Genomic DNA, 18,950 nt, shown 5'->3' on the forward strand with positions numbered 1-18,950 from the left:
AGGTCCGCGGCCGCGACGCCGGCCGGCCGATCCGAGGCATGGGCTTCGACTACGTCCACTCCGCCGTCGACGACCACACCCGCCTCGCATACAGCGAGATCCACAGCGACGAGAAGGTCGCGACTTGTGCAGACTTCCTCACTCGCGCAGCCGCCTTCTTCCACGCCAGCGGCATCCCCCGCATCGAGCGCGTCCTCACGGACAATGCCTGGGCCTACCGCAAGGGCCTGGCCTGGAAACAGGTCCTCAACCAGCTCGGCGCCACCGGCAAGCTCACCCGCGCCTACCGGCCCCAGACCAACGGCAAGGTCGAACGCTTCAACCGCACCCTGCTCGACGAATGGGCCTACCTGCGGCCCTACACCAGCAACACCGAACGAACAGCAGCCCTGGCAGACTTCCTCCACAGCTACAACCATCACCGCTGCCACACCGCACTCGGCGGCCAGCCACCGATCAGCCGCGTGAATAACGTTGCGGGTCAATACACCTAGGACGTCCGCGCGGGTTCCGACAGCACGCGCAGGGCGCCGGGCAGTACCCGGGCGGTGACGGGGACGGCGGCCTCGACCTCTCCGTCGGCGCCGTAGGGTATCGCCCGGTCCGCCTCGACGCGGATCTCCCTGCCGCGCAGGACGCGGACCTGGGGGCGGTGGACGTGGGCGCCCGTCTCGAGTTCGTTCATCAGCTTGAAGAACAGCCACCGCGGCGCGTCGTGGATCATCACCACCTCCAGCAGACCGTCGTCCACCTCGGCGGCCGGCGCGATGAGCCGGTTGAAGCCGTAGTAGCCGGAGTTGGCGGCCACCACGGTGTAGCCGGTGAAGGCGTGCTCCTCGCCGTCGACCGTGATCCGGTAGCGGGTCGGGCGCCAGCCGGCGACGGCGCGCAGCGCGCCCGCGTAGTAGGAGGCCGTGCCGCGCAGCAGGCGCGCGCTGTTGGCATGGTGGTTGGCGAGCGCGTCGACACCGGCGTAGACGCTGCCGAGCACGACGGCGCGGTCGTGGACGGCCGAGGTGACCTCGATGGTGTCGACGGAGCGGGGTTCGCCGTCGAGCAGTACCCGGGCGAGCCCGGCCGGGTCGGTGGGCAGCTTCAGCGCGCGGGCGAAGTCGTTGCCGCGCCCGGCCGGGACGAGCCCGAGCAGGGCCCCGGTGCCGCTGAGCGCGCCGCCGATCCCGCCCGCCATCCCGTCGCCGCCGACGGCGAGCACCACCCGGCCCCGGTCACCGGCGCGCCGGGCGAGTTCCCGGGCGTGCGCGAGGCTGTGGCTGTACTCGGTCTCCAGCCCGGCGCCCGCCTCCCGCAGCAGCCGGGCCACCCCGAGCAGCGCGGCGGCCGAGGTGGCGCCGCCCGCGGTGGGGTTGACGACGGCGGTGAACTGTCGCATCGATGTGCCTCCGGGCTGACGGATGGTGCCGGACTGTTGTCTCACGGGTGCGCGGGGGGCCGGTCGGCGGGGTCAGTCCGCCGGCAGCAGGACGCCCGGGCCGAGCACGCCGGCGGGGTCCAGGCTGCGCTTGACCGCGCGCAGGGCCGCGATGCCGAGGGGGCCGGCCTCCTGGACGTACCAGTCGCGGTGGTCGGTGCCGACGCCGTGGTGGTGGGTGATGGTGCCGCCCGCGGCGAGGATCGCCTCGTTGGCCGCGTGCTTGGCGCGGGTCCAGTGCGCCACGGCGTCGTCGCCCTGGGCGGAGACGACGGTGAAGTAGAGGGAGGCGCCGTTCTCGTAGACGTGCGAGATGTGGCACATGACCAGCGGCGGGGTGCCGGCGTCGGTGAGGGTGCCGGTGAGCGCGTCGCGGACGGCGGCGTAGAGGGCGGGGACGCGGGACCAGTAGGTCGCGGTCTCCAGGGTCTCGGCGAGCGCCCCGGCGTCGAGCAGCGAGTCGCGCAGGTACGGCGCCGAGTAGCGGCCGTGGGCCCAGCGCTCACCCGGCTCCTCGCCCGCGAAGGTCCCCCCGCTCTCGCGCAGGACGGCGGCGGCCTCCTCGCGGCGGCGCGCGGTGTCCGCCCCGGTGCCCTCGAAGCCGACGACGGCCAGGCATCCGGCGTCCTGCCGGTCGAGGGAGGAGCCGAGGGCGTCGGGCTGGGCGAGGCCGATCAGGGTCTCGGTCTCGTCGGAGAGCCGCAGCACCGTGGGGCGCGGGCCGTCCTGGGCGAGCCTGCGCAGGGCGGCGGCGCCCTCGTCGAAGGAGGCGAAGCGCCAGCCCTCGTAGCGGCGGACCTCGGGCACGGGCCGCACGCGGACGGTGACGGAGGTGATGACGCCGAAGGCGCCCTCCGAGCCCAGCACCAGCTGGCGCAGGTCGGGTCCGGCGGCCGAGCGCGGGGCGCGGCCGGTGACGAGGGTGCCTTCGGGGGTGGCGAGGGTGAGGCCGAGGACCATCTCGTCGAAGCGGCCGTAGCCGGCGGAGGCCTGTCCGCTGGAGCGGGTGGCGGCGAAGCCGCCGATGGTGGCCCACTCGTAGGACTGCGGGAAGTGGCCGAGGGTGTAACCGTGCTCGGCGAGCAGCGCTTCGGCCTCGGGGGCGCGCAGGCCGGGTTGGAGGCGGGCGGTGCGGGAGACCTCGTCGAGTTCGAGCAGCCGGTTCATGCGGCGCAGGTCGAGGGCGACGAACGCGCCGCGGTGTCCGGGGGCGAGGCCGCCCACCACGGAGGTGCCGCCGCCGAAGGGGACGACGGGCAGCCGGTGCTCGGCACAGGTCTCCAGCACGGCCAGCACCTCGTCGTGGCCGTCGGGCAGGACCACGGCGGCCGGGGTGTCGGTGACGTCGCCGTTCCGCATCAGCAGCAGGTCGGGGGTGGACTTGCCGCGGGTGTGCCGCACGCGGGTCTCCGCGTCGGTGCGCACGTCGTCCGCACGGCCGCCGACCGCGGCCGTGAGGGCCCGGCGGGCGGTCTCGTCCAGGGGCGAGGCGGGGACGTCGATCTCCGCCAGCGGGAGCGGGGCGGCGTCGCGGGGCTTGACGCCGAGCAGTTCGCGCAGCAGCCCGGTCACCGTGTCCGGCAGCGGTGTCGCCCTGGCCGGGTCGCCCCAGCCGTTCCACAGCATGTCCATGGCCTGTCGTCCTCACGGTCGCTTCGGGGGATGCCTGCCGCACCACCCGGCGGGGCGTTACACTGTTACACATGACGCCCAACCGTCACAACCACTCGACCCGGCCGAACCCCTCGGACAACGACACGGTGCTCGACGCCGTGCGCGACTGCGTGATGGCCGTCGGGGTCCGCCGCACGACGATGACCGACGTCGCCCGCCGCGCCGGTGTCTCCCGGATGACCCTGTACCGGCGCTGGCCGGACGTGCGGTCCCTGGTCGGCGACCTGATGACCCGCGAGTGGATCTCGGTGGCGACCGGGGCCATCCCCGAGCCCCGGCCGGGCACCGGCACCCGCCCGCGCGTCGTCGAGGGACTGGTGGCCGGCGTGGAGAGGTTCCGCGCGCACCCGCTCTTCCGCAAGATCGTCGACGTCGATCCCGAGCTGCTCCTGCCCTACGTCCTGGACCGGCGCGGAGCGAGCCAGGAAGCCCTGCTGGAGTTGCTGGAGGACGCGCTGGGACAGGGCCACGCCGACGGTTCGGTGCGCCGGACGCACCCCGAGCGGCAGGCGCGGTCCGTGCTGCTGGTCGTCCAGTCCTTCGCCCTGTCGCTGCGGACCATGACCGACGAGGACGACGACGAGCTGACCTCCGCGGCCTTCCTCGCGGAGCTGCGGACCATCCTGGAAAGGACCCTCACGCCATGAGCCCCACCAGCAGCCCCGCCGCCGGGGCGGCCTCCCTGTCCGCGGCGCGGCGCGCCCGCGAGCTGGCCGACACCGTGGGCGGGCCCGTCGTGGACGTCCTGGTCGTCGGCCTCGGCGCGACCGGCGCGGGGGCCGCCCTGGACGCGGCGGCCCGCGGGCTGAGCGTCGTCGCCGTGGACGCCCACGACCTGGCCTTCGGCACCTCCCGCTGGAGCTCCAAGCTGATCCACGGCGGCCTGCGCTACCTCGCCTCCGCGCAGCTCGACGTCGCCCACGAGAGCGCGGTGGAGCGCGGGGTGCTGATGGAGCGCACCGCTCCCCATCTGGTGCGCGCCCAGCCCTTCGTGCTGCCGCTGACGCCGCTGGTCTCCCGCGGCCAGGCCGCGCTGGCGTGGGCCGGCTTCCGGGCCGGCGACACCCTGCGGCTCGCGGCGCGCACGGCCCGGGCCACGCTGCCCGCGCCGCGCCGGCTGTCCGCCGTGGAGACCCGGCACCTCGCGCCGGCCCTGCGCTCCGACCGGCTGCGCGGCGGCCTGCTGTCCTGGGACGGCCGGCTCACCGACGACGCCCGGCTGGTGACCGCGCTCGCCCGCACCGCCGCCGCCCGCGGCGCCCGGATCCTGACCCGGACCAGGGCGCTGGAACTGACCTCGTACGGCGCCCGGATACGCGACGAGCTGACCGGCGAGGAGGGCGTGGTGCGAGCCCGCGCGGTGATCAACGCCTCCGGGGTGTGGGCCGGCGGCCTGGTGGACGGCATCCGGGTCCGGCCCTCCCGCGGCACCCACCTCGTCCTGCGCTCCGAACACCTCGGCCCGCTCCCCGCGGGCCTGCACGTGCCGGTCCCCGGGGAGACCAACCGCTTCGTCCTGGTCCTGCCCCAGGGGGACGGCCGGGTCTACGTCGGCCTGACCGACGAACCCGTGGAGGGCGACGTCCCGGACGTGCCCAAGGTGCCCGAGACCGACGTCGGCTTCCTGCTCGACGTGCTCGGTTCGGTCCTGGACGTCCCGGTGCACCGGGAGGACGTGGTGGGCGCCTTCGCCGGTCTGCGCCCCCTGCTGGACACCACTTCGCCGGACCGGGCGGGCGGCGGGCCCCGCACGGCGGACGTCTCCCGCAGGCACGCCGTGCTCACCTCGTCGGAGGGCGTGATCACCGTGGTCGGCGGCAAGCTCACCACGTACCGGCGCATGGCCGAGGACGCCGTGAACGCCGCCGTGGCCGCCCGCGGCCTGACCGCGGGCCCCTCCCCCACCGCCGCCCTGCCCCTGGTCGGCGCCGCCGCCCCGCACGCCCTGGCCGCGGTGCGGGCGCCGGACCGCCTGGTGCGGCGCTACGGCACCGAGGCGCCCGACGTGCGGGCTCTCGCCGCCCGGGACCCCCGGCTCGCCGAGCGGGTACTGCCGGGTCACCCCGTCACCGGCGCCGAAATGCTGTGGGCGCTGCGTCACGAGGGCGCCCTCGACGAGGCGGACCTCCTCGACCGGCGCACCCGCATCGGCCTGGTGCCCGAGGACCGCGCGGCGGCCCTGGACGCCGTACGGGACCTGGTCGGCGAGGCCCTGGCGCGGCAGGACTGAAGGCGGCCGCACCCGCGTCGATCCCGGTCAGGAGCCCTGCGTCCCGTCCTGGACGGCCTTGCGGACGTTCGCCTCGATCTTGTGCCGGGACCGTCCTCCCTCCTTGACGTACTCCGACATCGCGGTCCGCGCGTCCCGGTCCAGGTCGCGCCAGGCCCGCACGGCGGTCTCGTAGGTGTGGGACTGCCGGGGGGTCCACCGATGCTGCGTGGGAGGCCCGTACGAGTCGCGCAGTTCCTCGACCCGGTGCTGTGCCAGGTCCGCCGCGCGACGCTTGTGCACGAGCTCCTCGAATGTATGAGCCACCACACCTCGACGGTAGTCAGAGGAACGCCGTCGCGCGCGTCGAAACCGGGGGCCGGCGGTCCCGTGGGCCCGGGTCCGCACAAGTGGGCCCCGCGGACCGCGAAGACCCTTACCATCGAGCCACCGATGACGGCCGGGCATATGCGAGAAGCGAGGACAGCGTGGCGGACACCGAGGGACCGGCAGTACCCGAGCGGCTGCTGATCACCCGTACCACCACGGGCGACGGCGTCAGCATCGTCATCCTCGCCGGAGAGGTCGACCTCGACGGCAGCGGCCAGCTGCGCGACGTCCTGCTCTCCTCGGTGCAGTCGGCACCGGGCACGGTCGTCGACTTCGGCGAGGTGGGCTTCCTGGACTCCAGCGGCATCAACGTGCTCATATCCGCCCACCAGGAGGCCGAGTCCCGCGGGGTGTGGCTCCGGCTCGCGGCACCGCGGGACGCCGTCGAGCGGGTGCTGCGGCTGGTCGGCGTCGACGGGCTCATCGCCTGCTTCCCGAGCGTCGAGCAGGCGCTGACCGACTGAGGGAGGTCAGGTCAGCGGCAGGCGCGCGTACACCGTCTTCCCCTCGGCGTGCGGCTTGGTGATCACCTCGCCGCACAGGCGGGTCACGATCTCCAGGCCGTGCCGGCCGACCCGCAGGGGGTCGCGGGGCAGGAACGTGGGAAAGGCGTCCCCGGTGTCGGAGACCGCGATCTCCACCCGGTCGTCCACCAGGGTCAGCCTGAGCCGGCAGGGTCCCGGGGCGTGCCGCAGCGCGTTCGTGACCAGTTCGCTGGCGACCAGGCGGGCGGTGTCCAGGAAGGTGTCGGCCAGGTCGACGCCCAGCTCGACGAGCCGGGTGACGAAGCGGTGCACGACGTCCCGGGCGGCCGGGATCATCGCCGAACCGCCCCTGAACTCCACCACCGTGGACACGTCGGAGGTGTCCGCGGCATCGGGTCCGTGCGCCGGAGTCATACAGAGCCTCACCGTCCGGTCGGGGCCGTGTGGGGGAGCGGGGCCCCGGCCCCTCACGATACGCACCGGCGAGGCTTTCACGGCCTCTCTGTCCCAACTTCCGCCGGACACGCCGTTTTCCGGACGGGTGCGGCCCGGTGCGCCGGACCGCCGGGGCCCTCCCGGGCGGTGGGCGGTCCGGCGGGCGGAACCGGTCAGGAGGCGGTGCAGCCGCCGACCGTGGGCGCGGCGCCGCTGCCGTTCTTCGCCACCGTGAACCCGAAGCTGGTCGACGCCCCGGCGGCCAGGGTGCCGTTCCAGCTCGGGCGGACCGTCATGACGTTGCCCGTCCAGGCGGGAGTGCCGTTCCAGAGGGACGAGACGGACTGCGGCGAGGGCAGGGTGACCGTCGCGGTCCAGGAGCTGATCGGCGCGTCGCCGGCCGTGATGGTGACCTGGCCGTTGTAGCCGCTGCTCCAGTCCGCGGTCCGGGTGTAGGCGGCCGTACAGCTCGCCGTGGGGTCACCCGGGTCACCGGGGTCGCCCGAGCCGCCGAGGGCGGTCAGGACGGCGTCGTAGGCGGGCTTCTTCCGGTAGTCGCCGTCGAAGAGCAGCGGGGTGCCGCCGCTGCGCCACGAGTACTTGTCGGTGACGCCCCAGACGGTGATGCCGGTGCAGCGGTCGACGGCGAGGCAGGCGTCGACCACCTTGGTGTAGTTGGCGGCCTGGGCCGATCCGGAGCCCTCGATGTCGAGTTCCGTGATCTGCACGTCGACGCCGAGGTCGGCGAAGCGCTGCAGGTTCTGCCGGTAGTCGGCGGGGACCGGGGAGGCGCTGTTGAAGTGGGACTGGAAGCCGACGCAGTCGATGGGCACACCGCGGGACCTGAAGTCCTTCACCATGGCGTAGACGGCATTGCTCTTCGCGTTGACGCCGTCGGTGTTGTAGTCGTTGTAGCAGAGCTTGGCGGCCGGGTCGGCGGCGCGGGCGGTGCGGAACGCCTCCTCGATGAAGCCGTCGCCGAGCCTGTCCTGGAAGGGCGAGCTGCGCCGGGCGCCGCTGCCGCCGTCCTGGAAGGCCTCGTTGACGACGTCCCAGCTGTGGATCTCGCCCTTGTAGTGGCCCATCAGGCCGTTGATGTGGCCGTTCATCGCGGTGCGCAGGTCGGCGGCGCCCAGCGCGCCCACCCAGGACGGCAGCTGGGAGTGCCAGACGAGGGTGTGGCCGCGCACGTCCGTGCCGCGGCTCCGGGCGTGGTCCACGACCCGGTCGGCGGCGGCGAAGGTGAAGGTGCCGCGGCTGGGTTCGGTGGCGTCCCACTTCATCTCGTTCTCGGGTGTCGCCGAGGTGAACTCGCGGTCCAGCGTGGCGGTGTAGTCGGCCTCGCCGAGGTGGTTCGCGGCGACGGCGGCGCCGAAGTAGCGGCCCTGGCCGGCCGCGGCGGACCCGAGTGTGTCGGCGGCTGCGGCTTCGGCGGTGTGGCCCGCGGCCGTCAGCGCGGCCACGGCCACCAGTCCGGCGGCGGCCGTTCTCGCCAGGCACCTCAAAGGCATGGTCATGTCATCCCGTTCCTTGAATCGGTGTGCGGGGGCCGTTCGGAAGGGCGGAGGGCACGGATCAGGGATCGTCGAAACTTTCGGAATGCTTTCCGAATGTCGCGGAGGAGGTTACGGATTCCCGTCCGCGGGGTCAACGCCCGGCACGCTCACCCGTGCGGACCGACCACGTGCGCGACCCGGGTGCGGTGGCGCATTCTTGCTGTGTCGCCCCGCGCGGCGGCGCACGGACGAGGTGGGGCCGATGAGTGCAGGCGCCGAGGAAGCGGACCGGACGCCCGGACGGCTGACGGCGCTGCTGATCGACGCCTGCGCCCGGGCGGTCGACGCGGCCGGCGGCCGGGTGGGCGGGGTCTACCTGTCCTCCGGCACGCCCGGCCTCCTGCGGCTCGCCGTGCTCGCCGGACTGCCCGGGCGGTTGTTCCGGCCCTGGTGGCGCCTGCACGCCGACAGCCCGTTCCCGGTCGCCGACGCCTACCGGCTGGGTGTCCGCGTCGTGCTGCCCAACGCCGCGGAGACCATGCGCCGCTACCCGCAGTTCGCGGCCGGCCTGCCGTTCCCGTTCGGGTCGCTGTACGTGCCCGTCGCCGGGGCGAGGCGGACGTACGGGGTCCTGACCGTCCTGCGCCCCGCCGCCTCGGACGCCGCCGAGGTGCTGGAGGGCGCCGACCGGATGGCGGGGCTCGCGCAGGACCTGGGCGCGGCCCTGGAGCGCCTGGACGAGGACAGCGACGCGCCGCCGGTCCTCTGGGAGGGCGAACCGCTGTGCGTCCGGCCGCCCCCCGCCGGACGGCACCCGCAGCACGCGGGAAGCTTCGCCTGGGATCCGGTCACCGGCGCCGTCACCCTCGACGAACCGCTGTGCGTCCTGCTCGGCATGCCCGCGGGCACCGCCGGACCCACCACCGCGCTCGGGTCGTTCACCGCCGTCCTGGCGCCCGACGACGGGCACCGGCTCGCCGCGGCCCTGCGGGAGACCGCCGCCGGCCGGCCGCCGCGGCTGCCCCTGTACGTGCGCGCGGCGGACGGGGCGCTGCGCCTGGTCGAGCTGTGGCGGCCCCAGGCGGCCCGCGCCGACGGCGTGACCGTACGGGGAGCGGTCCGCGACCCCTTCGCCGGCACCGTGGCCGACGCCGCCGCCGACCTGCTGCCGGACGGCGTGTTCTGCGTGGACCGGCTGGGCACGGTCGTCTACGCCAACCCGCGCGCCGCCCAGCTGCTGGGCCGGCCCCGCGCCGGGCTGCTCGGCCGCTCGCTGTGGGAGGCCGCCCCCTGGCTGGACCAGGCCGCCTACGAGGACCATCTGCGCGGTGCGCTGCTCTCCCCCGACCCGGTCCGCTTCCATGTCCGGCGCCCGCCCGACGGCAGCCGCCGCAGCGCCCCGCAGCCCTTCGAGGGCGACTGGCTGGCCGTCTCCGTCTACCCCGGCCCCGATCTCCTGACGGGCACGCTCCGGCCCGCCAACCGGGTGGCCGACGCGTCGGCCGGCCTCACCCCCGAGCACGGGGTGCCGGGGGCGGAGCCCGAGGCCGGCGACCCCGCCCCGCCGATCGCCTCGACGGCGGCCGAGTACCGCCCGATCGTGCTGGCCGTCGCCCTGACCGAGGCGGTCACCGCACGCCAGGTGTCGGCCGTGGTCGTGCGGGAGCTGCTGTCCGCCTTCGGTGGCCGCCGGCTCGCCATCTACCTGCTCCAGGACCGCCACCTCCACCTGGCCTGGGAGACGGGCTTCCCGCCGGGCTTCCTCGCGCCCTTCGAGGGCATCGCGCTGGACGCCCGGCTGCCCGGCGTCGAGACGCTGACCAGCGGCCGGCCGCTCTTCTTCGACTCCATGCAGGACCTGGCCGCCGCGTATCCGGGCATCCCGCTGGACGCCACGGAGGGCGCCCGCGCCTTCCTGCCGCTGATCGCCTCCGGACGCCCGGTCGGCTCCTGCATCCTCGGCTTCGACCGCGCGCGCGGCTTCAGTACCGAGGAACGCTCGGTGCTCACCGCGCTGGCCGGGCTGATCGCCCACGCCATGGAGAAGGCCCGGCGCTACGAGTCCGAGACCGCGCTGGCCCGGGGCCTCCAGGGAGTGCTGCTGCCCCGCCGGCTGCCCGCCCATCCTCTGCTGGAGACCGCCGGACGCTATCTGCCGGGCACCCAGGGCATGGAGGTGGGCGGCGACTGGTACGACGTCGTCGCCTCCGGGGACGGCATGGCGCTGGTCATCGGCGACGTGCAGGGGCACGGCGTGCAGGCCGCGGCCACGATGGGGCAACTGCGCAGCGCGGTGCGCGCCTTCGCCCTCGGCGACCGGCCGCCCGACGAGGTGATGAGCGGCGTCAACCACCTGCTGGCCGACCTGGACCCGGGCCTGTTCGCGAGCTGCTGCTACATCCGGCTCGACCCCGCCACCGGACGGGCGCTCGCCTCCCGCGCGGGCCACCCGCCGCCGCTGCTGCGCCACCCGGACGGACGCACCGAGGCCCTGGACCTGCCCGGTGGGGTGGTGCTCGGCGTGGACCCCGGAGCGCCCTATCCGCTGACCGAGTTCCGCGTCGAGCCGGGTGCCGTCCTCGCCCTCTACACGGACGGGCTGGTGGAGCGGCCCGGCAGCGACATCGACGACGGCATCACCGCCCTGCGGCTCGCCCTGGCGAGGGCGGGCGCGCCCGCCGCGCGACCCGGCAGGCGTGCGCTGGCCGGCGTCGCGGACCGGCTCGTCGTGAGCTCCCGCCACGCGACGGACCGCGCCGACGACATCGCGCTGCTGCTCGCCACCCGCCGTCCACGCCCCGGGAGCCCCCGATGACCGCACCCACGGCCGGCCGTCCGGCGGACCCGGTCGGCACAGGGGGTGCCCCTCGCCTCACGGAGCCCGGCAGTGTAGACATGGGCACATGGTCCGACTGAGGGGTCGATCGGGAGAAGGGTCGCCCCGTCGTCCCAGCGGCCCGCTCGCCCGGCACCGGGGGGACGCGGACCCGACACGGCGGGGGACGGACGCGGGGCGGCGTCACTCGGCACTGCGCCGGGCGCTGTCCGGACGCAGCGTGGCCGCCCAGGTCTTCGTCATGAACGTGGTCATCGTGCTGCTGCTGGTGGTGGCCGCGGCGGTGGCGCTGGTGCTCCAGGTCCGGCACGACAGCACCGTCGAGGCCCGCAACCGGTCCGTCGCGGTGGCCGAGACGTTCGCCAACTCCCCCGGCATCCTCGCGGCGCTGCGCGCCCCCGACCCCACGGCTGTGCTCCAGCCCCGGGCGGAGGCGGCGCGCAAGGCGACCGGTGTGGACTTCGTGGTCGTCACGAACACCGACGGCATCCGCTACACCCATCCCAAGCCGGACCGCATCGGCCGGGAGTTCGTGGGGGACATCGCCCCCGCGCTGGCCGGGGAGACGGTGACCGAGGAGGTCGACGGGACGCTCGGACCGCTGGTCCAGGCCATCGTGCCGGTCGAGGAGCCCGACGGCACGGTCGTGGGCCTGGTCTCGGCCGGCATCACCACGGAGAACGTCGGCGGCGCGGCCGAACGACAGCTGCCGCTGGTGCTGATCGTGGCGGCGGTCGGCCTGGTCGTCGCGACGGCGGGCACCGCGCTCGTCGGGCGGCGGCTGCTGCGCCAGACGCACGGTCTGGGACCGCGCGAGATGACCCGGATGTACGAACATCACGACGCGGTCCTGCACAGCGTCCGTGAGGGCGTGCTCATCGTCGGCCCGAAGGGCCGGCTGCTGCTCGCCAACGACGAGGCCGAGCGCCTGCTCAACCTGCCCCCCGACGCCGAGGGACGGCACGTCCTCGACCTCGGTCTGCCGGCCGACACCGCGGAGCTGCTGGCCTCCGGCCGGGTCGCCACCGACGAGGTGCACCGGGTCAAGGACCGGCTGCTGGCGGTCAACCAGCGGCCCACGGACGTCCGGGGCGGCCCCGCGGGCAGCGTGGCCACCCTCCGCGACTCCACGGAGCTGCGGGCCCTGTCCGGCCGCGCCGAGACCGCGCGGGAACGCCTGGACATGCTGTACGACGCGGGCGTGGGCATCGGCACCAGCCTGGACGTCACGCGCACCGCCGAGGAGCTGGCGGAGCTGGCCGTGCCCCGGTTCGCGGACCACGTCAGCGTGGACCTGTTCGACGCGGTGCTGGCGGGCGGCCAGCCGGAGGGCGTCACGGCGCTGCGCCGCACCGCGGTCAGCGGGGCACCCCAGGCCCCGCTGTACCCGGTGGGCCGGCAGCTGCACTACGTGGACTCCTCCCCGCAGGGCCGGACCCTGCACACCGGCACGCCGCTCCTGGAGCCCCGCCTCGACGTGGCGTCCGGCTGGCAGGCGCAGGACCTCGAACGCTCCGCGCAGATCCTGGAGTACGGCATCCACTCGCTGATCACGGTGCCGCTGCGCGCGGGCACGCTGGTGCTCGGGGTGGTCAGTTTCTGGCGTTCCGAGACGCCCGAGCCGTTCGACGAGGACGAGCTGGCCCTGGCCGAGGAACTGGTCGCGCGGGCCGCGGTCTCCATCGACAACGCCCGGCGCTACACGCGCGAGCACAGCATGGCGGTGACCCTCCAGCGCAGCCTGCTGCCCCGCCGGATGCCGGACCAGAACGCCCTGGACGTCGCCTACCGGTACCTGCCCGCGCAGGCCGGGGTGGGCGGCGACTGGTTCGACGTACTGCCCCTGTCGGGCGCCCGGGTCGCGCTGGTGGTCGGCGACGTCGTCGGGCACGGGCTGCACGCGGCGGCCACCATGGGCCGGCTGCGGACGGCGGTGCACAACTTCAGCGCCCTCGACCTGCCGCCCGACGAACTGCTCGGCCTGCTGGACGAGCTGGTCGGCCGCATCGACCAGGACGAGCAGACCGACGACAGCACCGCCCCGGTCACCGGCGCCACCTGCCTCTACGCGATCTACGACCCGGTCGCCGGCACCTGTGTGATGGCCCGGGCGGGCCACCCGCCACCCGCGCTGATCCGGCCCGACGGTGGCGTGGAGTTCCCCGAGGTGCCGGCCGGTCCCCCGCTGGGACTGGGCGGCCTGCCATTCGAGACGGCCGAGCTGCGGCTGGCGGAGGGCAGCCGGCTGGTGCTCTACACCGACGGTCTGGTGGAGGACCGGGGGCACGACATCGACGTCGGTCTGGCGCACCTGCGCCAGGCGCTGGAGACGGCCGGCGAGTCGCCCGAGGAGACCTGCCGGACCGTCCTGGACGCCCGGCTCCCGGAACGGCCGGGCGACGACATCGCCCTGCTCGTGGCCCGCACCCGCACCCTCGGGCCCGACCACGTCGCCGAGTGGCAGGTGCCGTCCGACCCGGCGGCCGTCGGCGAGGTGCGCGCCCAGGTCACCCGGCGGCTCGCCGAGTGGGGTCTTGACGACCTGGCGTTCTCCACGGAACTGATCCTGAGCGAGCTGGTCACCAACGCGATCCGGTACGGCGGTGAGACCGTCCACGTCCGGATGCTGCGCGACCGCAGCCTGGTCTGCGAGGTGTTCGACAGCAGCAGCACCTCGCCCCACCTGCGCTACGCGGCCATGACGGACGAGGGCGGGCGCGGACTCTTCCTGGTCGCGCAGCTCGCCGAGCGCTGGGGCACCCGCTACACGCCGGCCGGCAAGGTCATCTGGGCGGAGCAGCCGATGCCGTGACCGTGGCGGGCGCCGCCGCCCTCGGTCCGTACCGATTTCGTGCCCGAAGGGTGCCCAGCACGCCCAGCACGCCCAGCATCTGGTAGGAAACCTTCCTATCAGTGCCCGGCACTCCCCACCCCCCACCACCGACTGGAGATTCCGTGAGGCACCCCTTCGGCGACCCCGCGCCCCGCGCGGGCCTCTCGCGCCGTACCGTGCTCGCCATGGCATGCGCGTCCCTGGCGACCGTCCCCCTGCTCGCCCCCTCGCGGGCCACGGCCGCGTCCGTGCGCGCGGCGGGGCTCGACGACCCGGCGAAGAAGGAGATCGCCATGCAGCTCGTGTCGAGCGCGGAGAACTCCTCGCTCGACTGGAAGGCGCAGTACCAGTACATCGAGGACATCGGCGACGGCCGCGGCTACACCGCGGGCATCATCGGCTTCTGCTCCGGCACCGGCGACATGCTCGGCCTGGTGGAGCTGTACGGCGACCGCAGCCCCGGCAACGTGCTCGCCCGCTATCTGCCGGCGCTGCGCCGGGTCGACGGTTCCGACTCGCACGAGGGTCTGGATCCCGGTTATCCCGACGACTGGCGCCGGGCGGCGGGCGATCCCGAGTTCCGCCGCGCGCAGGACGACGAGCGCGACCGCGTCTACTTCGGCCCGGCCGTGCGCCAGGGCAAGGCGGACGGCCTGCGCACGCTGGGTCAGTTCGCGTACTACGACGCGATCGTCATGCACGGCGGCGGCGGTGACCGGCTGAGCTTCGGCAGCATCCGCGAGCGCGCCCTGGGCCGGGCCCGGCCGCCGGCCCAGGGCGGCGACGAGGTCACCTACCTGCACGCGTTCCTCGACGAGCGGGTGTGGGCGATGAAGCAGGAGGAGGCGCACAGCGACACCAGCCGGGTCGACACGGCGCAGCGCGTCTTCCTCGACCAGGGCAACCTGGACCTCGACCCGCCGCTGGACTGGAAGGTGTACGGGGACAGTTACCACATCGGCTGACGGCGGCCGGTCCCCGGGAGACGAGCACGACGCGGGCCGCGGAGCCGGCCGTGTGCCGGACTCCGCGGCCCGCGACGCGGGGTTGCGCCCCGGTGTCAGTGCCCGAAGGCGTCCTTGCCCTTCTCCTTGGCCTGCCGGGCGTCACCCTTGGACTGCTCGGCGCGGCCTTCGGCCGTCATCCTCTCGTTGCCGACGGCCCGGCCGACCGTTTCCTTGGCCTTTCCCTTGGCCTGCTCCATCTTGGCCTTCGACTTCTGGTTGCCGGCCACAGTGCCTCACCTCTCGGCGTTCGTGTGCGATGGTCTGCCCTGCGGGTGCCCACTGGGACGGCGCCAAACGTGCGCGGTGGCGGCAGGGGTGTTCGCGGGTCCCCGGGGTAGAGGACGGTCAGAGCAGGGACCGTCGTCGACTCGGAGGAACGTCATGGCCGGAATCCTGGACCGGATCAAGCGGTTCGCGCGCAGCCCGCAGGGGCGCAGGGCCACCGAGCAGGTGCGCCGCGCGGCCGCGGACCCGCGCCGCCGCGCGCAGGCCCAGCAGATGCTGCGGAGGTTCGGCAGCAAGCGGCGCTGACCGCGTCCGCACGAGAGGCCGTCCGGTCAGCACTGACCGGCGTGGGTGTGACTGTGGGACGTCTCCGGCGGGCAGCCCCGCTCGTCGCCCGGGCGGTCCCGGCGCCAGTCGCGGACCGCGACGGTCAGCGCGCACAGCATCGCGGCGACACCGCATCCCACGGAGAGGGCCACCGCCTCCTGGTAGTCCTCGTGGGTGGCGTTCAGCGTCAGGTAGAACAGGCCGGGAAGCGCGGCGGTCCCCACGGCTCCGCCGAGCCGCTGCCCCGTCTGGAGGGCGCCTCCCGCGGCACCCGCCATCCGCACGGGGACGTCGCGCAGGGTCATCGTGATGTTCGGGGAGATCACACAGCCGCTGCCGAGACCGCCGAGCAAGAGGGCCGGCACCGCGAACCAGGCGGCCCGGTCCGGCGGCGCGAGCCAGAGCAGCAGGGCGGTGGTGCCCAGGCCGGTCATCACGGCGACGAGTCCCCAGACCGTCAGCAGCCTGCCCAGCCGCTCGACCAGCCGGCCCGCCACGGCCGCGGCGGCGGCCGATCCGACGGCGAACGGGGTGACCGCCAGGCCGGACATCAGGGGCGAGTAGCCCAGGCCGTTCTGGAAGAAGAGCGCGAAGACCAGCCACACCCCGCTGAACCCGACGAAGTACAGCGCCGCCAGGCCCGCGCCGGTGGCGTAGCCGCGGGTCTCGGTGAGCAGGCCCGGTTCCAGCAGCGGCTGCCCGCCGCGACGGGCGATCCGGCGCTCCCACCGCGCGAAGGCGACCAGGACGGCGGCCCCCGCCGGGAACAGCCACCACACCCGGGTCAGTCCGCCGGACTCGGCGAGGACCAGCGGCAGCATCAGGGCGAGGATCCCGGTGCCGAGGAGCGCCACACCCACCGGGTCCAGCCGTCCGGGGCCGCCGGGAGCCACCCTGGGCAGCAGGCGGAAGCCGAGCACCAGCGCGACCACGCCGACCGGCACGTTCACATAGAAGATCCACCGCCAGCCCTCGGGACCGGCCAGGGCCAGGATCGCCCCGCCGACGACCGGTCCCACGGCGCTGGAGACGCCGACTGTGGCGCCGAAGAGCCCGAAGGCGCGGCCGCGTTCCGCGCCCCGGAAGAGCTGCTGGATCAGCGCCGAGTTCTGCGGTGCGAGGCTGCCCGCGGCGACCCCCTGGAAGATCCGGGCGAGCACCAGCAGCCCGATGCCCGGCGCGGCTCCGGCGGCGGCGCTGAAGAGTACGAAGGCGGCGAGGGCGGCCAGGAAGACGCGGCGCCTGCCGAACGCGTCGCCGAGCCGGCCGGCCGTCACCAGGGTCAGGGCGAAGGCGAGCGCGTAGCCGGAGACGACCCACTGCACGGACGCCGCCGACGCGTGCAGCCCCTGTTGCATGGACGGCAGGGCGACGGCGACGATCGTCACGTCCAGGAGGGTCATGAAACCGGCGACCAGCGTGACCCAGAGGGCTCGCCACCGGTTCGGATCCGAGCTGTCGTCCGGACGCTGCACGCGGGCTCCCCTCATGTCGCGGCCCGGGGCGCGATCACCCGGCGCCCCACGCATGCGTCACCCGTGACGAGGGGTTCAAACCCGACGGCAAAGCCCAACCATGAGATCCCATAAGCTGCTCTTATGGCCTCATAGACCGGACCCGCGTACCGACTTAGGCTTGCCTTAGCTTAGGCTTCCCCGAGAGTCGATCTGTCACCGCTCGAAGGGAACCTGAACATGCCCCGCCCTCTGCGGGTAGCCATCGTCGGATCCGGCCCCGCCGGCATCTACGCGGCCGACGCCCTGCTCAAGTCCGAGGTGGCCGCCGACCCCGGCGTTTCCATCGACATCTTCGAGCGCATGCCCGCCCCGTTCGGACTCATCCGTTACGGCGTCGCGCCCGACCACCCGCGGATCAAGGGCATCATCACCGCCCTGCACCAGGTGCTCGACAAGCCGCAGATCCGTCTCTTCGGCAACGTGAACTACCCGACCGACGTCAGCCTGGACGATCTGCGCGCCTTCTACGACGGCGTGATCTTCGCCACGGGCGCCACGGCCGACCGTGACCTCAAGATCCCCGGCTTCGAGCTCGACGGTTCCTACGGCGCCGCCGACTTCGTCGCCTGGTACGACGGCCACCCCGACTACCCGCGCACCTGGCCGCTGGAGGCCGAGAAGGTCGCCGTCCTCGGCGTCGGCAACGTGGCCCTGGACATCGCGCGCGTCCTGGCGAAGACCGCGGACGAGCTGCTGCCGACCGAGATCCCGCCGAACGTCTACGAGGGCCTCAAGGCCAACAAGGCGCTGGAGGTCCACGTCTTCGGCCGCCGCGGCCCGGCGCAGGCGAAGTTCAGCCCGATGGAGCTGCGGGAGCTGGACCACTCCCCCAACATCGAGGTCATCGTCGACCCCGAGGACATCGACTACGACGACGGCTCGATCGCGACCCGGCGCGGCAACAAGCAGGCCGACATGGTCGCCAAGACCCTGGAGAACTGGGCGATCCGCGACGTCGGCGACCGGCCGCACAAGCTGTTCCTGCACTTCTTCGAGTCGCCCTCCGAGATCCTCGGCGAGGACGGCAAGGTGGTCGGCCTGCGCACCGAGCGCACCGCGCTGGACGGCACCGGCAACGTCAAGGGCACCGGCGAGTTCAAGGACTGGGACGTCCAGGCCGTCTACCGGGCGGTCGGCTACCTGTCCGACCAGCTGCCCAAGCTGCCCTGGGACATCGACTCGGGCACGGTCCCGGACCAGGGCGGGCGGGTCGTCCAGGAGTCCGGCGAGCACCTTCAGTCGACGTACGTCACCGGCTGGATCCGGCGCGGCCCGGTCGGCCTCATCGGCCACACCAAGGGCGACGCCAACGAGACGGTGTCCAACCTGCTGGACGACTACGCGAACGGCCGTCTCCAGACGCCCGTCTCGCCCGCTCCGGAGGCCGTGGACGCCTTCCTGGCCGAGCGGAACGTCCGCTTCACCACCTGGGACGGCTGGTACCGCCTCGACGCCGCGGAGAAGGCGCAGGGCGTGCCGTTCGGGCGGGAGCGCATCAAGCTCGTCGAGCGCGAGGACATGCTCCGCGAGAGCGGCGCCTGACATCTGACGCCCGGGCCTCTCGGCCCGGTGGCCGGGCCCGGCGGGGAGTCTCCCGCCGGGCCCGCGGCCGTCAGACCTCCAGCTCGCTCTCGATGCGGCGCAGCTGGTGGCGGGCCATCGCGAGGTTCGCGCGGCTCGCGTCCAGCACCAGGTAGAGGAACAGCCCGTTGCCACCGCGTCCCCTGAGCAGGCGGATCATGTGGTACTGCGTGTTCAGGGTGATCAGGATGTCCTCGATCTCCTCCTTCAGGCCGAGGTGTTCCATGGTGCGCAGCTTGGCCCGTACGACGTCGGTGTTGCCCGCGGCGGCGACCTCCAGGTTGAACTCCTTGGTCCCGCCCAGCGTGCCGAGCGCCATGCCGCTGGTGTAGTCGACCAGCGCGGCGGCGGACGCTCCGTCGATGGAGCTGAGGCATTCCTTGAGCGAGGTCTCCAGGTTGGCCATGGTGGTTCCTTTCCGGACGTGATCGGTACGCGATCGGTGGTCAGGTCGGCCGGCGGTGGCCGCCGGCCTGGGGGGTCGGTCGGGGTACGGGGCGCTGCGG

The 18,950-nt window shown here is 74.0% G+C and carries 17 protein-coding genes; 9 read left to right on the plus strand and 8 right to left on the minus strand.

All coding sequences use genetic code 11. The annotated features are described in order from the left end of the window. Nucleotides 1-494: integrase core domain-containing protein (locus DMH12_RS27260; RefSeq protein WP_148107549.1), on the plus strand; the 494-nt coding region annotated here is incomplete at its 5' end. Here the strand turns inward: DMH12_RS27260 and DMH12_RS27265 are convergent. After that, nucleotides 491-1,390, minus strand: a complete 900-nt coding sequence (locus DMH12_RS27265; protein ID WP_125494100.1) for a YegS/Rv2252/BmrU family lipid kinase — start codon at nt 1,388-1,390, stop codon at nt 491-493. The genes DMH12_RS27260 and DMH12_RS27265 overlap by 4 nt on opposite strands. 72 nt (nt 1,391-1,462) lie before the next feature. Continuing rightward, the gene (locus tag DMH12_RS27270) at nt 1,463-3,061 is read right to left on the minus strand and encodes an FAD-binding oxidoreductase (protein WP_185832570.1); all 1,599 of its coding nucleotides are present in this window, start codon (nt 3,059-3,061) and stop codon (nt 1,463-1,465) included. Nucleotides 3,062-3,132: 71 nt separating this feature from the next. On the opposite strand from DMH12_RS27270, the gene DMH12_RS27275 reads away from it, so the two are divergent. Together DMH12_RS27275 and DMH12_RS27280 are read left to right on the plus strand one after the other, a co-directional pair. Then, nucleotides 3,133-3,750, plus strand: coding sequence for a TetR/AcrR family transcriptional regulator (locus DMH12_RS27275; protein ID WP_125494101.1), 618 nt, complete (start codon nt 3,133-3,135; stop codon nt 3,748-3,750). Further along, nucleotides 3,747-5,333: a glycerol-3-phosphate dehydrogenase/oxidase gene (locus tag DMH12_RS27280; protein WP_125494102.1), complete on the plus strand. Its 1,587-nt coding sequence runs from the start codon at nt 3,747-3,749 to the stop codon at nt 5,331-5,333. Before DMH12_RS27275 ends, DMH12_RS27280 begins: the two co-directional genes overlap by 4 nt. 27 nt (nt 5,334-5,360) lie before the next feature. On the opposite strand, the gene DMH12_RS27285 is transcribed toward DMH12_RS27280, so the two are convergent. Further along, the gene (locus DMH12_RS27285; protein WP_125494114.1) at nt 5,361-5,615 is read right to left on the minus strand and encodes a hypothetical protein; all 255 of its coding nucleotides are present in this window, start codon (nt 5,613-5,615) and stop codon (nt 5,361-5,363) included. A gap of 185 nt (nt 5,616-5,800) precedes the next feature. Between DMH12_RS27285 and DMH12_RS27290 the strand changes: the two genes are divergently transcribed. Further along, nucleotides 5,801-6,166 (plus strand): STAS domain-containing protein, encoded by a 366-nt coding sequence (locus tag DMH12_RS27290; RefSeq protein ID WP_125494103.1) that lies wholly within the window; start codon nt 5,801-5,803, stop codon nt 6,164-6,166. Nucleotides 6,167-6,172: 6 nt separating this feature from the next. Here the strand turns inward: DMH12_RS27290 and DMH12_RS27295 are convergent, their stop codons facing one another. Then, complete coding sequence (locus DMH12_RS27295; RefSeq protein WP_185832571.1) at nt 6,173-6,601, minus strand: ATP-binding protein; 429 nt, start codon at nt 6,599-6,601, stop codon at nt 6,173-6,175. 194 nt (nt 6,602-6,795) lie between these two features. Then, nucleotides 6,796-8,139 (minus strand): endo-1,4-beta-xylanase, encoded by a 1,344-nt coding sequence (locus DMH12_RS27300; protein ID WP_125494105.1) that lies wholly within the window; start codon nt 8,137-8,139, stop codon nt 6,796-6,798. Nucleotides 8,140-8,380: 241 nt separating this feature from the next. On the opposite strand from DMH12_RS27300, the gene DMH12_RS27305 reads away from it, so the two are divergent. The 3 genes from DMH12_RS27305 to DMH12_RS27315 all read left to right on the plus strand — a co-directional run bounded on the left by DMH12_RS27305 (nt 8,381) and on the right by DMH12_RS27315 (nt 14,752). Further along, on the plus strand, nt 8,381-10,933 hold the full coding sequence (locus tag DMH12_RS27305; protein ID WP_185832572.1) for a SpoIIE family protein phosphatase: 2,553 nt from the start codon (nt 8,381-8,383) through the stop codon (nt 10,931-10,933). A gap of 88 nt (nt 10,934-11,021) precedes the next feature. Next, the gene (locus DMH12_RS27310; RefSeq protein ID WP_185832573.1) at nt 11,022-13,766 is read left to right on the plus strand and encodes a SpoIIE family protein phosphatase/ATP-binding protein; all 2,745 of its coding nucleotides are present in this window, start codon (nt 11,022-11,024) and stop codon (nt 13,764-13,766) included. Between the two features lie 143 nt (nt 13,767-13,909). Then, nucleotides 13,910-14,752, plus strand: a complete 843-nt coding sequence (locus DMH12_RS27315) for a chitosanase (protein ID WP_125494108.1) — start codon at nt 13,910-13,912, stop codon at nt 14,750-14,752. A 95-nt stretch (nt 14,753-14,847) separates the two neighbouring features. Here DMH12_RS27315 and DMH12_RS27320 read toward each other — a convergent pair whose 3' ends face one another. Then, nucleotides 14,848-15,021, minus strand: a complete 174-nt coding sequence (locus tag DMH12_RS27320; RefSeq protein WP_125494109.1) for a CsbD family protein — start codon at nt 15,019-15,021, stop codon at nt 14,848-14,850. Between the two features lie 154 nt (nt 15,022-15,175). On the opposite strand from DMH12_RS27320, the gene DMH12_RS27325 reads away from it, so the two are divergent. Then, nucleotides 15,176-15,325, plus strand: coding sequence for a hypothetical protein (locus DMH12_RS27325; protein ID WP_185832574.1), 150 nt, complete (start codon nt 15,176-15,178; stop codon nt 15,323-15,325). A 26-nt stretch (nt 15,326-15,351) separates the two neighbouring features. On the opposite strand, the gene DMH12_RS27330 is transcribed toward DMH12_RS27325, so the two are convergent. Then, nucleotides 15,352-16,836: an MFS transporter gene (locus DMH12_RS27330; RefSeq protein ID WP_185832575.1), complete on the minus strand. Its 1,485-nt coding sequence runs from the start codon at nt 16,834-16,836 to the stop codon at nt 15,352-15,354. Between the two features lie 204 nt (nt 16,837-17,040). On the opposite strand from DMH12_RS27330, the gene DMH12_RS27335 reads away from it, so the two are divergent. Further along, nucleotides 17,041-18,405 carry an FAD-dependent oxidoreductase gene (locus tag DMH12_RS27335; RefSeq protein WP_125494111.1) on the plus strand — a complete coding sequence of 455 codons (1,365 nt, stop codon included), beginning with the start codon at nt 17,041-17,043 and terminating at the stop codon, nt 18,403-18,405. 70 nt (nt 18,406-18,475) lie between these two features. On the opposite strand, the gene DMH12_RS27340 is transcribed toward DMH12_RS27335, so the two are convergent. Then, nucleotides 18,476-18,850 (minus strand): hypothetical protein, encoded by a 375-nt coding sequence (locus DMH12_RS27340; RefSeq protein WP_125494112.1) that lies wholly within the window; start codon nt 18,848-18,850, stop codon nt 18,476-18,478. Nucleotides 18,851-18,950 lie beyond the last annotated feature (100 nt).

It is taken from the genome of Streptomyces sp. WAC 04229 (assembly GCF_003947455.1).
In the GTDB taxonomy this organism is placed as follows: domain Bacteria; phylum Actinomycetota; class Actinomycetes; order Streptomycetales; family Streptomycetaceae; genus Streptomyces.